15 protein-coding genes are annotated in these 13,996 nt (G+C 35.6%); 13 read left to right on the top strand and 2 right to left on the bottom strand.

The annotated features are described in order from the left end of the window. Window positions 1–95 precede the first annotated feature (95 nt). The gene (locus KHA97_RS13540; protein WP_213125246.1) at window positions 96–821 is read left to right on the top strand and encodes a YwaF family protein; all 726 of its coding nucleotides are present in this window, start codon (window positions 96–98) and stop codon (window positions 819–821) included. 49 nt (window positions 822–870) lie between these two features. On the opposite strand, the gene KHA97_RS13535 is transcribed toward KHA97_RS13540, so the two are convergent. Continuing rightward, window positions 871–1,314 (bottom strand): SRPBCC family protein, encoded by a 444-nt coding sequence (locus KHA97_RS13535; RefSeq protein WP_213125245.1) that lies wholly within the window; start codon window positions 1,312–1,314, stop codon window positions 871–873. 518 nt (window positions 1,315–1,832) lie between these two features. On the opposite strand from KHA97_RS13535, the gene KHA97_RS13530 reads away from it, so the two are divergent. The 3 genes from KHA97_RS13530 (at window position 1,833) to KHA97_RS13520 (ending at window position 4,036) form a co-directional block, all read left to right on the top strand. Then, on the top strand, window positions 1,833–2,294 hold the full coding sequence (locus tag KHA97_RS13530; protein WP_213125244.1) for a GyrI-like domain-containing protein: 462 nt from the start codon (window positions 1,833–1,835) through the stop codon (window positions 2,292–2,294). Between the two features lie 100 nt (window positions 2,295–2,394). Further along, the gene (locus tag KHA97_RS13525; RefSeq protein ID WP_213125243.1) at window positions 2,395–2,883 is read left to right on the top strand and encodes a sigma-70 family RNA polymerase sigma factor; all 489 of its coding nucleotides are present in this window, start codon (window positions 2,395–2,397) and stop codon (window positions 2,881–2,883) included. After that, on the top strand, window positions 2,876–4,036 hold the full coding sequence (locus KHA97_RS13520) for an anti-sigma factor (protein WP_325167453.1): 1,161 nt from the start codon (window positions 2,876–2,878) through the stop codon (window positions 4,034–4,036). Before KHA97_RS13525 ends, KHA97_RS13520 begins: the two co-directional genes overlap by 8 nt. Window positions 4,037–4,076: 40 nt before the next feature. Here the strand turns inward: KHA97_RS13520 and KHA97_RS13515 are convergent, their stop codons facing one another. Next, the gene (locus KHA97_RS13515) at window positions 4,077–4,910 is read right to left on the bottom strand and encodes an aminoglycoside 6-adenylyltransferase (protein WP_213125242.1); all 834 of its coding nucleotides are present in this window, start codon (window positions 4,908–4,910) and stop codon (window positions 4,077–4,079) included. A gap of 152 nt (window positions 4,911–5,062) precedes the next feature. Between KHA97_RS13515 and KHA97_RS13510 the strand changes: the two genes are divergently transcribed. The 9 genes from KHA97_RS13510 to KHA97_RS13470 all read left to right on the top strand — a co-directional run bounded on the left by KHA97_RS13510 (window position 5,063) and on the right by KHA97_RS13470 (window position 13,633). Beyond that, window positions 5,063–5,836 (top strand): class I SAM-dependent DNA methyltransferase, encoded by a 774-nt coding sequence (locus KHA97_RS13510; protein ID WP_213125241.1) that lies wholly within the window; start codon window positions 5,063–5,065, stop codon window positions 5,834–5,836. A 162-nt stretch (window positions 5,837–5,998) separates the two neighbouring features. After that, window positions 5,999–7,456, top strand: a complete 1,458-nt coding sequence (hpaB, locus tag KHA97_RS13505; protein ID WP_213125240.1) for a 4-hydroxyphenylacetate 3-monooxygenase, oxygenase component — start codon at window positions 5,999–6,001, stop codon at window positions 7,454–7,456. 292 nt (window positions 7,457–7,748) lie between these two features. Next, window positions 7,749–8,555, top strand: coding sequence for a phosphotransferase family protein (locus tag KHA97_RS13500; RefSeq protein ID WP_213125239.1), 807 nt, complete (start codon window positions 7,749–7,751; stop codon window positions 8,553–8,555). 134 nt (window positions 8,556–8,689) lie between these two features. Continuing rightward, window positions 8,690–10,270 (top strand): M3 family oligoendopeptidase, encoded by a 1,581-nt coding sequence (locus KHA97_RS13495; protein ID WP_213125238.1) that lies wholly within the window; start codon window positions 8,690–8,692, stop codon window positions 10,268–10,270. A 27-nt stretch (window positions 10,271–10,297) separates the two neighbouring features. Then, window positions 10,298–10,762, top strand: coding sequence for a hypothetical protein (locus KHA97_RS13490; protein WP_213125237.1), 465 nt, complete (start codon window positions 10,298–10,300; stop codon window positions 10,760–10,762). Between the two features lie 91 nt (window positions 10,763–10,853). Continuing rightward, complete coding sequence (locus KHA97_RS13485; protein ID WP_213125236.1) at window positions 10,854–11,222, top strand: cytochrome-c oxidase; 369 nt, start codon at window positions 10,854–10,856, stop codon at window positions 11,220–11,222. A gap of 97 nt (window positions 11,223–11,319) precedes the next feature. Beyond that, window positions 11,320–11,889 (top strand): histidine phosphatase family protein, encoded by a 570-nt coding sequence (locus KHA97_RS13480; protein WP_407658025.1) that lies wholly within the window; start codon window positions 11,320–11,322, stop codon window positions 11,887–11,889. Window positions 11,890–11,894: 5 nt separating this feature from the next. Continuing rightward, window positions 11,895–12,611 (top strand): nucleotidyltransferase domain-containing protein, encoded by a 717-nt coding sequence (locus KHA97_RS13475; protein ID WP_233713558.1) that lies wholly within the window; start codon window positions 11,895–11,897, stop codon window positions 12,609–12,611. A gap of 101 nt (window positions 12,612–12,712) precedes the next feature. Then, window positions 12,713–13,633 carry a helix-turn-helix domain-containing protein gene (locus KHA97_RS13470; RefSeq protein ID WP_213125233.1) on the top strand — a complete coding sequence of 307 codons (921 nt, stop codon included), beginning with the start codon at window positions 12,713–12,715 and terminating at the stop codon, window positions 13,631–13,633. The last annotated feature ends 363 nt before the right edge of the window (window positions 13,634–13,996 follow it).

Here is a 13,996-nt window from a genome sequence, read left to right as displayed (position 1 = left end):
TTGGTACAAAAAAATTTTAAAATAATCTAGTATGTACCAAAGGGGAAGGAAATTGAAGGATTAGTAAATAAAATAAAAGTATAAGGGGGAGGACCATGGCTGAAAAAAACGAACCCGTATTCATAATGTTTTCAGCCGAACACTTTGCGGCTATTATCGTTTTGTTTCTTAGCCTTTTCCTGCTTTTTATGTTTAAAAAGAAATTCAAAATCCATTCAAAAAAACTAGTCCTGTTTGAACGACTTTTTGCACTGTCTCTATTGATAATGGAACTCCTTTACCATGCTTGGCTAATTAGGATTGGGAGATGGAATTTAATAGACTCTCTCCCTCTAGAACTGTGTAGCATTAGTTTGATCATGGCTATTTTTCTACTCTGGACTGCAAATAAGCATATATATGATTTTGTTTTTTACGCTGGAATTGGGGGAGCCCTTCAGGCAATGGCAACTCCAGTTTTGGATCTGAGCTTCCCTCATTTTAGGTATTTTCATTTTTTTTACACCCATATAGGCATTATTATAACTGCCTTATATTTTACGTGGGTCAAAGGCTACATCCCTACATTTAAGGGGATTATAAAAACTCTTGTTATGTTGAACATATTACTCCCTATCGTATTTGCAGTTAATTACATATTCCAAGGAAATTATATGTTCTTAAAAGCAAAGCCCGTAAATGAGAGTTTGCTAGATATTTTGGGTCCTTATCCTTGGTATATTTTATCGCTTGAAGTAGTGGCTATTGTAATATTTGTCGTCCTTTGGTTATTGTTTAGGGACTGGGGGTGGGGGATGATTAGACAAAAATTTAAGGGCTAAATTTCGATTCAAAGAAGTCAAAAGTTCCTTTTTGAATCGAAATGTTTCATTAATGAACTAATGATGCTCTTAAATCATTCACACCATGTTCCAAATAACATTTTAAACAGGATAACATATATACCCATCCTTCTTTTTGCCCTAACAAAATGTTAACCAATTCAGGGTCATCCTCATTAAAACCGGATTCGTTAACTTCAATCATTGAACTTTTTTCATCTAATTCTTTAATTGAGATTGTAACAACTCTTCCAGTGTTATTTTCCTCTCCCCAAGAAAATACAATTTTCTTATTTTCAGTTACTTCTAATACATTTATTACTCCTTCAGCATTATATTCATCATATTTTAACGTTATTGACTCTCCTTGCTCCCATCTTTGAGAACTAGATGAAAACCAATAATTCCCAATTTTTTCTGGATCGACAATGGCTTCGAATACCATATTAGCTGGTTTTAGTATTTTAAATTTCGTGGTTATTTGAGTAATCATTACAAAATCAACTCGCTTTCAGAATATTATTTGAGCTTCGCCTATTTTATTATATACCTCTTAAATTGAAATAATAAGGATAATTAGGAATTCACTTTTACGATTGCAGAAAAAGAATGATCATTGGGGAACGAAAATAGTTCAGATAGCGGGGTACTTAAAGATGAAAAGAATCGAGCGGGAGATAGTTCTTAGTCTCATCAACAAGCTACTATTTCGTAATTGTACAGTGAGCTGTAAAGTCACAGCGATTACGAAGGAGAAATAAAAAAAGCCTGTAAGGCTTCCTAAAGAATATAGAAATGAATCATGAGGAGCAAAAACGATATGCTTACTTTTCTCATCATTTCATTTCACACTCCAATATGAGTAGAATGATACTTCGTACTTAAAGATTACCCAATGGATATTAATTTTCGATTGAAGAAATGTAATATATATGTAAATTTTTTGAAAATAGAGGGATTTCATTATTAAAGAAGAACTATAACAATATTATCTTTCGAGGAGTGGATATGATGACTACATCCCAAGTAGAGATTTTAGAAAAAGATGAAATTCGGTTAGTTGGTTTTTCAGTAAAGGAAAGTCTTAATAATATTCTTGCCAATAGGACAGTAGGGATATTAAGGGAGGATTTGGATGAACGAAAAAATGAAGTTGAAAATCGTGAGGGAGATGGGATATATTTAATTCAGCTTTACTCAGCTGGTGGATGGACTCCAGATACACCTTTTGAAAATATCATTGCCGTCAAAGTTTCTTCATTTGGAGAAATTCCGAGCGATATGATAACTCATGTAGTACCTGCGGGAAGGTATGCGAAATTCGTCCATGTAGGTTTAGAATCGGAAATTAGCAACACATATGAACGTATTAACAATTATGCATTAAGGCCATTTGACATAGAATATTGGGAAGATATCCACTCACTTGAAACGCAAGACAGTGAGATTGATATATACATACCTGTTGAATAGAGCAGGGAATGCACTACTTCTTAATGAAGTGGTGTTTTTTTTAGGATAAGGGTGTAACTTTTTTAATTTTCATCCGTGCTATTAGTGAAGGGAGGAGCAAATGAAGGAATCATTAGAATCGATTTATAATTTTTACTTTCAGGACATCTATCGTTTCCTCCTTTCACTTTGTCGTGATCATCATACGGCGGAAGATTTAGTTCAAGAAACCTTTTTGAGGGCATATTTACATGTGGAAGATTATGAAAATACCAGTATTAAGTCTTGGCTTTTTACAGTAGCTTATCATGCTTTTATTGATCATCATCGGAAACAAAAGCGTATTGAACTGAAACAAGAAGGCTTTTTCTCAAAGTTATTTGATCGAAGGAAAACACCTGAAGAAACGGTAGTCATTCAAGAAGATATTCAGGAAATTATTAGCTTACTAGAGGATTTGCCGGAAAAGCAAAGGCACGCTGTATTGTTGCATGATTTTCATGAACTAAGTTATGCAGAGGCCGCAACGATCATGAACGTATCTTTAGCGAACTATAAAGTCGCGCTATTTCGTGGCAGGCAAGCGATGAGAAGGAAAAAAGGTGAGTGAAAAGATGAGTGATGAATTTAAAAATAAGTTAGAGGCTTATGAGAATGGCGAATTGCAAGGGGAAGAGTTAGCTGAATTTGAAAGGGAATTAGAGAAACTGGAACAGTATCAAGAGCATCTTGATGAAAGAAAGTCGCCGCCAACAATCCCGATCAATGAAAAAAAACAAATAAAGATTCTCAAAAGAAGTAAGTGGAAGGCGCGCTTTCAAACAGCTTTAACAGCATTAGGAATCTTTATTCTTGTCATGATTGTCTCATCCATTTTATCCGCTGTTTATTATTCATGGGGAGAACCGGATCGGGCCGATGTTATTGCAAAAGTTATTGACTACACATTAACTGTTACAGAACCATATGGAGATTCTGGAGGCACAAGTACAAATGTAAAACCGTTTTTTAGAGTTGAGATGGAGAGGGATCTTAGGAAAAGGGTAGGCCATGAAACAATGAAAGTAGGAGAGTTAAAAGTTAATTTCCTTTTTTCATTAATGAGTTTTCCTGAAAGAAATTACATTGGGAATGTATCACAAAATCAACCAATATTTACGTATCCAGGGTTTGAAAGCGGGATGTCGGAGTGGGATAGACTAGAAAAGCTTCCTGAAGGAACGGTTGTATCGGCTTACGTTTCTTTTAACAAGATGGAAAGTACAGATGAGGTTTTTCACCTTTTAGGTGAAAAGGATTTAGATATCTCTTGGTTTGCAGTGGATACAGGAGATAATGATGAAGAATCAAGTATGGATGGTGGTGTCATTTTTGACCCAATTGGTTTCCCGAGTACCCCTATCTGGCATGAGGACGATATGGAACTAGATTCTAGGGAAGAAAAAAAAGGATTTCTATTTGGAAAAATAATCATGGAAGGCCATTCATCCCCAAGTTATCAAGAAGGCGACAGCGAGATGTTGCATAAACAATTTTTAAAAACACTTCGTTTCCTTGAAAAAAATGAAAAAATGGCAAATAAGTTGTATCAAGGCAGGAAATTAGATCTCGAAAATAAACTTCATTATCTTGAGAAAAATGGAATAAAACATTATGGTGTTGTTGTTACTGGTCCTACAAAAGAGATATTGAAGCTGAAAAATGAGAAAGAAATCAGTACTATCGAAGTGGATGAAGTTGGATTTTGGAATTGGGAAAAATAAAGGCAATCAAAGGGCAGTTAAATCTGCCCTTTATTGATATTTATATAACCATTTTAAAAATTTCATCGACCCATTCAGAATTTTCTTCAATCCGGACCTTAACACATAAACTTTCATGCACCTTTATAAATTCAGGGATGATACTTTTAATGACGTTCATTATGTTGTTCGGGTCTCTATTACTATGCCATTTTTCAAGTAGCTCTAGTTGCCAATCAAGCAATTTACTTCTGTCACCTTCTAATTTTGCCCAATCTCCAAAGGTGTTAGGTTGGATTCCGGCATCCATGAACCAGGCTGCTACCATCGATAATCTTAGGTTATCAAGGAAGTGTAGAGCATAGTATATTTCTTTTCTCATTATTCTTCGATAGGCCTCTTGTACGGATGCAAAAAATTTGGTTCTCCAAATTTCTACCTCTTGAACATTAGGTTGATAAGATAGCTTCATTGACTCTTCAAGAATGTCTTTCATCAGATTATCGGTATCATGAACAATTTTAATATTTTGAAGCCATACTGGCGGCTGTAAATCTCGAGTTTTATAATAAAAACTGTCAACTTTAATAAAAGAATGATAATGAGCTATGCTGTGTGAAGCCCAAGGAAAATCTTCAAAAAATAATACTTTTCCCCAATTGGTCGCTCTCTGTTTTTTGTTTAGCCTATACTCTTCAAACACATCATCTTTGACAACAATGCGCAGATCAATATCCGAGTATAAGTCCGTATTTTCATTCCCAATAGAACCTCCATAATATACTGCTAGGACATTAGCATCGTTTTTTAAATCTTTTTGGATTGCATCTAATAATTCCTCACGATGCTTCGGAATTGCTAAGTCTCTTTCATAATGTTTAGTTTCTAATCCCACTCATTTTTTTACCAGCCCCTTCACTTTTCCAAATTATAACAAAAATTTGCACATTAGGGACATCTATAAAGTAATATTTTGATAATTAGGAGGAATAATTAACTTTCTCTAGAATTACGGAATTAAGGATAAGGAAAATAAGGAGGTTAATAATGATAGATTTCGATAATTTAGATGGGTATCGCGATGCTGTTGTTTATGATCAATTGAATGATCTTGATGAACTGGAAGAAAAGTTTTTCTCTGATCTTGCTCACCAATCTGATGGTCCAATTTTAGATATTGCATGTGGGACAGGGAGACTAACAATTCCACTGGCTAAGCAAGGATACGATTTGACTGGTGTTGATATAACGATTGAAATGTTAGAAGTCGCAAGAAGGAAATCATCAGATCAAGATGTTTCGATAAATTGGATTCATGCTGATATAAGAGATTTTGAAATAGAGAAGAAGTACAAGATGATTTATACGACGGGAAACTCTTTTCAACATTTTTTGGACAGAGAATCCCAAGAGGGATTACTTCGGACCGTACATAAACATCTTGATCAAGAAGGGTTATTCGCGTTTGAAACAAGGAATCCAGTTCTTTCACGTTTAGCAGCTGATCAAGATATTGAAAAGGATGCTGGTTCTTATGTAGACAAAGATGGGTTTCATGGGAGCAGTACGTTTCACCGTTCGTATGATCACAAAAATCAATTGGAGCTCTATACGTTTACAAATCGCAAATGGAAGGATCCGACTAATGTGATCGAAACAAAAGAACCTTTCGCCATTCGTTACTTTTTTCCTCAAGAGCTTGAAAGCTTACTTTACTATAATGGATTTACATTAGAAAAGATGTACGGGAATTTTGATTTAAGTCCTTTCAAAGCGGATAGCCCACTCATGGTATGTGTTTGCAGAAAACATCCTAAATGAGTTTGAAAAATAAGATTAAGGTAGAGAAAATCAATTACTTTGAAAAACAGGTTTTCCATTAAAAAAACATAGAACCGACTTACACTCTTTTTAATACAATAAAACATACCAAAGCAGGTCGTTTTTTTTTTTGTATTTTACTTTGGAGAAGGAGTGTTAAAAGTGGGAGCCATTACGGGAAAAGACTTCATAGACCGGCTAAACCAACGGAAAACAGAAATTTGGTTTAACGGGAAAAAAGTCGAGGGGAAAATCTCAGAACATCCAGCCTTTAAAGGGATCATTCATACAAAGGCTTCCCTTTATGACTTGCAGCATAAACCCAATCTTCAAGACGAGATGACATTTTCAATTCCAGGAAAAGCGGAACGAATTGGCATGTCCTATTTGCAGCCTAAAACGAAAGCAGATTTAAAAAGAAGAAGAACGATGATGGAACATTGGGCAAGACATACACATGGAATGATGGGGAGAAGTCCCGACTATATGAACTCTGCGCTAACGAGCTTTGCGGCCTCTGCTGCCATATTAAAGGAAAGAGAAAATTGTTTTCCTGAAAATATTCAAACCTTATACGAAAGAGCGATGGAACAAGACCTTTCGTTTGCTCATACATTTATTACTCCTCAAGTAAACCGTTCACAATTCGTTATGGATTTTTCAAAAGAGCCTATTTCCGCTAAAGTAGTGAAAAAAAATGAAAAGGGCCTCGTTATTAAAGGTGCGCGTCTTCTTGCTACTCAAGGAGGAATAACCGATGAAATAATGGTTTTTTCCGCCCCAAGAATCTTTTTTGAATCTGATGAAGCGTTTGGTTTCTCCATCCCTTCTGATACAAAGGGACTTAAATTTATTTGTAGACAATCTTTTGTAGGAGGCGAGTCCCTATTCAATCACCCACTCAGCGCTAGGTATGAAGAGATGGACTCCATTGTCGTTTTTGATAATGTTTTAGTACCATGGGAGCGGGTCTTTTTTTACGAGAACGGTGATGCTGCAACAGATTTCATCCTCAAAAGTTCTTTTCATTCTTTCTCCTACCATCAAGCTGTCATCAGACAAATCGTAAAGACAGAATTTATTCTTGGTGTGGCGGAACTATTGGTTGAAACAATCAATGTGAAGGAATACCAGCATATACAAGAAAAGCTTTCTGAAGTAATCATTGGACTTGAAACGATGAAAGCCCTATTGGACAAATCGGAAAATGATGCAGAAATCGATGAGTGGGGATATATGAGTCCAAGCATTATACCTTTGAAAGTAGCCGGTACGATTTTTCCTAAGATTTATCCTCGCTTTTGCGAAATCATTCAATTAATTGGCGCTAGCGGGATGGTATCATTGCCAACAGAAAATGATTTTGACTCTCCGATAAGGCCAGAATTGGATAAATATCTGCAAGCTACAAATAGGACCGCTGAGGATCGAGTAAAACTATTCCGCTTGGCATGGGAACTTACAATGAGTCCATTTGGAACGAGAGAAATCCAATATGAGCGATACTTCTTTGGCGACCCCATTCGCTTATCCAGTCAATTGTATAATAGCTATCCGAAACAAAATAATGTGGATGTTGTTAGTCAATTTTTAGAGTTAAAAAATGAAAGTAATGAATAATGGAGGCAAATAGCCTCTTTTTTTGTATAGATCAATGGGACACGCTATCACTTTTAGCATGGGTACTGGAAATTTGAATGCTAAATCGTTTAGTCAACGTGGGTTTTTGAATAAGTATGGGCACTTTAAACGCTCAAATCGGCCAACTAACATGTTTTTCGCATGTTCATTGTACTTGAACCCTCCAACAAAACAACATTTCAAGATTTTGAGGAGGAATCTCTAGAATTTAAGAAGAATAATGTAAGTTGGTTAGGTAAAATATCCAAGAATAATGGAATGTGGTGACGACATGCTTTTAGAGAAAATAATAGGAAAAGGGAATACAGCTGAAGTATATGAATTCGGTAAAAAAGATGTAATCAAGTTATTTTATGATACGATCCCATTGGAATGGGTTAAAAGAGAATTTGAAAATAGTAAATTGATAAATGAATTAGGTATTCCAGCTCCAACTACCAAAAGTATGGAAAAGATAAATGATAGAATTGGGATTGTTTATGAAAGAATAGTAGGGAAAAACTTTACTCAAATGTTAAGCTCGAAGCCCTTACTCGTTTTGAAGCATGCATCAAATTTTGCAAAGTTACAGGCTTTATACCATACTAAAATCGCTGACAATCTACCTTCACAAAAAGAGTATCTTTCAAAAAATATTACATATACTAATCTATTAAATTTAGAAGAAAAGAAAATTATTTTGGAGAAGCTACGAGACTTACCAGATGATAATAAGATTTGTCATGGAGATTATCACAGCGATAACATCACTTTTCAAAATGGTGAAGCAAAAATACTGGATTGGATGACATGTACTTCAGGTAATCCAGCGGGTGATGTAGCGAGAACCCTCATTATTATGAAGTTTTCTTTCCTTCCACAAGACATGCCAAAAGCAACGAAAATATTAATTCAATTAGTGAGAAATGTGTTTGTTAGAGCTTATTTAAATTCATACATAAAGCTTGCCAATATATCAAAAGTGAATATTGCAGAGTGGCTTTTACCAGTAATGGCAGCTAGGTTGACGGAAGGAATTCCGGATGGTGAAAAGCAGTTTTTGTTAAATAGGATAAGAGATTCATTACTAAAAAATTAATCGCCACTTTTTTGTATACTTTAGCTATGCATTATCTCTTGATATTTTGAAGAGAGGATGCATGGCTTATTTTTTTGATGCAAAAAACCTATGTTATAATGTGATAAAACTTGCTGGGATTAGGGGGAGCTTCAATGTCATCCCATAAAGTCGAAGAATTTCTTTATAATCAAAACTATTCTATACAGAATCTATATAAACCCGTTCTATTCAATCACTGGATGGCAGCAACAACAGGCAACAAAGAATGGAGCGACAAACATGAGCAGGCACTAAAGGAATATTTTGCTCATTTTGCGGATCAAGAGGCATATGAAAAAGTTATTGCCTTTAAAAAAGAGCAACATCTTACTCAATTACAGTCACGCCAACTAGACGATTTATATAATAAAATGGTGAAAAATCAACTGGATCAAGGTGAACTGGCCAAAACGTTAGAACTTGAAAAGAATATTTCTCATGTTTTTAATACATACCGTCCAATACTTTCAGGAAAACAAGTAACGAATAATGACCTTTTATCTATTCTTAAAAATAGTAACCAAAATGAAGAAAGAAAAGAAGCTTGGCTCGCTAGTAAGCAAATAGGGAAGAAAATAGAACAAGATCTTTTGAAATTAATACATAAACGGAATGAAGATGCACGAGCATTAGGGTATGGTAATTTTTATGAAATGAGTTTTTCAACGCGGGAACTGGATACTAATACGGTTTTTGAAATTTTTAAGCTACTGAAAAATTTATCGGACGAGCCATTCCGAATAATGAAAGAGGAAATAGACGAAGAACGAGCTAAAATTTTTGGTATAAAGAAAGAGGAACTTCGTCCTTGGCATTATGTAGATCCATTTTTTCAGGAAGCTCCACCTGTGAGTGGTGTAGATGTAGATCAATTTTATGTGGGCAAGGATTTAGAAAAAGTTGTATTGAATACCTTCAAATCAATGGGGTTAGATATTGATGACATTCTTCTAAAAAGCGATTTGTATCCTAGAGAAAATAAAAACCCTTTTGGATTTTGTACTAATATTGATCGAGAAGGTGATATACGGGTTCTCGTCAATATTGATGAAAGCGTTTATTGGGCAACCGCCTTATTGCATGAGTTTGGACATGCAGCATATTTCAAATATATTGATCAAACCCTGCCTTTCATGTTGAGGTTTCATTCGCATTCATTAACAACCGAAGCAATAGCCTTGTTCTTTGGGCGACTTACGAAAAATGTTGAATGGCAAAAACGCTTCTTGGCAGTAAAAGAAGAAAAACTAATGGACAAATTACCAGCAATCGAAAAAATGTTGCAACGTCAAATGCTAGTTTCCGCCAGATGGATGATGACGTTTTCCTTTTTTGAGAAAGAATTGTATGAAAACCCAGATCAAGACTTAAATCAATTATGGTGGGAAATGGTGAAGGACATCCAATATATAAATCCACCTGAAGATACAAGTTACCCTGACTGGGCTTCGAAAATGCACTTTTCACTAGCTCCTGCTACTTATCAGGAATATTTACTTGGCGAATTAATGGCATCTCAGCTGCAAAATTATATGGAGACCAATATTTCATCAGAATTATTTAAGCCAGAAGTCGGAACGTTTTTAAAAGATGATTTTTTCCTATACGGAGCTTCATTGCAGTGGAATGACAAAATCAAAAATGCAACTGGAGAATATTTAAATCCTGTATACTTCATTAAGCAGTTTTTTTGATTAATTGAATTAGAAGGGGATTAAGCGATGGACAACCAAGAAACGCAATTATTTTCTCACAAGCAATTAGCTGCATCCTGTTTCAACAAAGTGTGGGACTTTCTAGATAAAGAAATACTTTCTGCAGAGGAAAAAGAAGAAATGATTCATCTTTGCCATAGTTCATTTTGGCATTGGACTCAAGTTGAAAACCATACTGAACAAAACATTTCTATCGGCTATTGGCAGCTTTCACGTATATATACTGTAGTAGGCCAAGGTGAGAATGCTTTGGGCTATGCGAAACGCTGTATAACAATAGGAAAAGAAGCTTCTCTCGATCCATTTTATATCGGATATGGCTACGAAGCTGCAGCTAGGTCGTATTCTGTTTTGAAGCAGTTTGATATGTGTCAGGAAATGATGCAACAAGCTTATGATTGTGTTGAAAAAATCACGGATATTGAAAATAGAAAGCTTTTATTAAATGATTTAAATACCATTTCAACTTGAGTAATCTGGTTTTAATATTTATTAGATAAAAGAATTCTACTCTGTCTTCCCTCATATAATGTATCGAGTGCATTATATAAGGGGGGGTTTCATGGGAATCAAGTTGATGAAAATTGCGGTTGTTTACTTTTTAATTGGAGTGTCGTTTGGACTTTACATGTCCTTCACCCATGTTTTCAAATTGGCTACGGTACATGTGCACATTAACTTACTTGGTTGGATGTCACTTTCGATTGCTGGTATTTTCTATATATTATTTCCGAAGCTAGCTCAGACATCTACTGCCAAGGTCCATTTTTGGCTTCACAATATCGGTCTCCCTATTATGATGATCAGTATCGCATTGGCGATTTTGGATGTAAGTCCTATCTTTTTCTTGTTTGCAACAATTGGTGGAGTCGCCACGGTGATTGGAATCTTTTGTTTCGGCTACAATGTGCTGAAAAATATAGGTTCTTGATTAATTGAGCATCCTTTGAAAAAAGGGTGCTTTTTTGTATAAAGGATAAATTGCAGTTTTAGAGAATTATTATAGTTAAAAACTTAGTTAGGAGTATATGAAGTTGCCAACAAACTTATATCTTGTAAGACATGCTCATTCTACATACAACCATGACGAACAGGGTAGACCTTTGTCAGAACGAGGATTGAAAGATGCCCAGTTAGTAACGGACATATTAAAGCTTGAGAACATTGACTATGTTATATCAAGCCCATATAAACGAGCGATTCAAACTGTTGGGGGAATAGCAAGTTGGTTACATAACGAGGTAATGATTGAAGAGAACTTTAAAGAAAGAAAGCTTGCTGGAGTTCCTGTGGAGAATTTTAATGAAGCTATAATAAAAGTATGGGACAATCCCGAATTTGCCTGGGAGAGCGGAGAATCAAATGTGGTCGCTCAAAAAAGAGGAGTGCAAATCACATTAGAGATTCTCAAAAAGTATGAAGGTAAGAATGTCGCAATTGGAACCCATGGAAATATCATGGTCCTTATTATGAATTATTTTAATGCCGAATTTGATTTTAGCTTTTGGCAAGAACTCGAAATGCCTGATATTTATAAACTAACTTTTGAAAAAACACAACTAGTTGAGGTGAAGCAAATATGGAGGCAATACAATTGAACAAATTGAATCCAATTCAAGCAGCTACACAATTTATTGCAGAACGTTTTCCAAATTGCCAAGGAGCACTATTGGCGGGGAGTATTGTAAGAGGAGAAGGAACGGAAACATCTGATTTAGATATAGTGATTTTTGATAAAACCTTGGAAACAGCATTTAGAGAATCATTAATAGCGCTTGGCTGGCCAATTGAAATTTTCGTTCACAATTTGAGCTCTTACAAACACTTTTTCCAGATGGATTATGAGAGGGCTAAACCTTCATTACCAAAAATGGTTTCTGAAGGAATAGTCATAAAGGATGAAGGGATTATTCAATCCATTAAAGAAGAAGCAAATGAATTATTACGAAAAGGTCCAGAAAAATGGTCGGATGAAACCATAACCATGAAACGATATTTCATCACAGATACATTGGACGATTTTATAGGTAGCAATAACCGGGAGGAAGATATTTTTATAGCAAATGCATTGGCCGATCTCGTTCATGAGTTTGTCTTGCGGATGAATGGACGCTGGATTGGCACATCTAAATGGGTCATGCGTGCTTTAAAAAAGTATGATGAAAAGTTTGCCGATGAGTTTGTAGTTGCCTTCGATGAATTTTATCGATTAGGAGAGAAAAGTAAAATCATTACATTAGTTGATAATGTGTTGGAACCATATGGCGGAAGACTATTTGACGGTTTTTCGATCGGGAAAAAAGATTCTACAGATAGTTGAATTACTTTATTCAACCAACAGTTGATAGGTGGATAGAGGATAGCATGCTACGATAATGTTGACAGTGCGCGCTGTACTTTTATCCAAATGGAGGAGTTCATATGCTCGATACGAGAAAAATAGGTGCATACATTTCCAAGCTGCGAAAAGATCAAGATATGACACAAATGGAGTTGGCGGAACAACTAAATGTTAGTCATCAAGCTGTTTCCAAATGGGAGCGGGGTGAGTCGCTTCCTGACATCGGAACACTTCCTGTATTAGCCCAACTTTTTGGTCTAACGGTTGATGACATTATGAATGGTGGAGCTGAGGGTGAAAATCGGAAGTTTCAACATGTCGGTAAAATCGTTGAAAAGGTATCAGAGGATCGAACCGATGAGGTGGCAGAATTGATAAATACTGGTGTAGTGGATGTAGAAGAACTCGTTGAGGTTGCTCCAATTGTAAAAACAAGCAAGCTAAAAAAGATTACTGAACATTTAGATGCCAACCGTTTTAATACGGACATGATTGTTAGATTAGCACCTTTCCTTGACTCGGAAACGTTGGATGAACTGGTTAATCATGCAATTGAAGGCGAAGTGCAGTGGGATATTGTTACTAAAATAGCACCGTTCTTAAGTCAAGGTGCATTGAATCAATTAGTTGATAAATCTATTGAAGGAACCATTGACGTACAGGAGATTGTCAGGCTTGCACCGTTTCTTGGAAGGGAGCAACTGGATAAGTTAGTCCATCATGCTGAAGAGGGGAGTTTTAGTTGGAATATTGTCCAGTCACTAGCTCCTTTCATTAGTAAAGAAACACTAGGTCGTCTCGTCGACCAAGTAGTGGATGGAAAGTTAGAAGCTAGCCGGATTGTAAGTCTTGCTCCTTTTCTTGGCAAAGAACACATCGATAAATTAATCAACGAAGTAGGGTTAGAAAATCTTAACCCAGACATTTTGGCAAACCTTGCTCCATTTATAGATCAAGGGACGCTTAGGACTTTGGTGATTAGCTTAATATCGAAGGGGTAATTGAATGAGTGCCTTGGGTGATTAGGTTTCAGGATTTGGAATGGGGATAAAATGAAATACAAAGAAATTATGATGTTAAAAGAATTAGAATCAAACGATAATTGCTTATATTAAATGGTGTCCATTCATATTTGGATACCTTTTTAATTTATTCAAATTACTACAGCACAGCGTTATAAAATTGAGCAGGAATTAAATTGATAATGTCGTATGTTTACTTTAAGAAAAATAATCTGATGATACCAATCTGAACCATATTGGCGGGGAAGTGGCTAGGAGTTTCAAAAGTGGGTAGAGAAGAAGGACTAGTATTTGCAAATATCTGTTTTTGCTCTTATTTGTTGAGTTAACAGGGGAGTAGGG

Source organism: Lederbergia citri (assembly GCF_018343625.1).
GTDB lineage: Bacteria > Bacillota > Bacilli > Bacillales > Bacillaceae_C > Lederbergia > Lederbergia citri.
This window is presented reverse-complemented; position numbering and strand designations above follow the sequence as displayed.

Bases quoted from the DNA above. Each gene is read 5' to 3' on its own strand.
- KHA97_RS13540 (WP_213125246.1), top strand. From the start codon at position 96: ATGGCTGAAAAAAACGAACCCGTATTCATAATGTTTTCAGCCGAACAC.
- KHA97_RS13535 (WP_213125245.1), bottom strand. From the start codon at position 1,314: ATGATTACTCAAATAACCACGAAATTTAAAATACTAAAACCAGCTAAT.
- KHA97_RS13530 (WP_213125244.1), top strand. From the start codon at position 1,833: ATGACTACATCCCAAGTAGAGATTTTAGAAAAAGATGAAATTCGGTTA.
- KHA97_RS13525 (WP_213125243.1), top strand. From the start codon at position 2,395: ATGAAGGAATCATTAGAATCGATTTATAATTTTTACTTTCAGGACATC.
- KHA97_RS13510 (WP_213125241.1), top strand. From the start codon at position 5,063: ATGATAGATTTCGATAATTTAGATGGGTATCGCGATGCTGTTGTTTAT.
- KHA97_RS13500 (WP_213125239.1), top strand. From the start codon at position 7,749: ATGCTTTTAGAGAAAATAATAGGAAAAGGGAATACAGCTGAAGTATAT.
- KHA97_RS13495 (WP_213125238.1), top strand. From the start codon at position 8,690: ATGTCATCCCATAAAGTCGAAGAATTTCTTTATAATCAAAACTATTCT.
- KHA97_RS13490 (WP_213125237.1), top strand. From the start codon at position 10,298: ATGGACAACCAAGAAACGCAATTATTTTCTCACAAGCAATTAGCTGCA.
- KHA97_RS13485 (WP_213125236.1), top strand. From the start codon at position 10,854: ATGGGAATCAAGTTGATGAAAATTGCGGTTGTTTACTTTTTAATTGGA.
- KHA97_RS13480 (WP_407658025.1), top strand. From the start codon at position 11,320: ATGAAGTTGCCAACAAACTTATATCTTGTAAGACATGCTCATTCTACA.
- KHA97_RS13470 (WP_213125233.1), top strand. From the start codon at position 12,713: ATGCTCGATACGAGAAAAATAGGTGCATACATTTCCAAGCTGCGAAAA.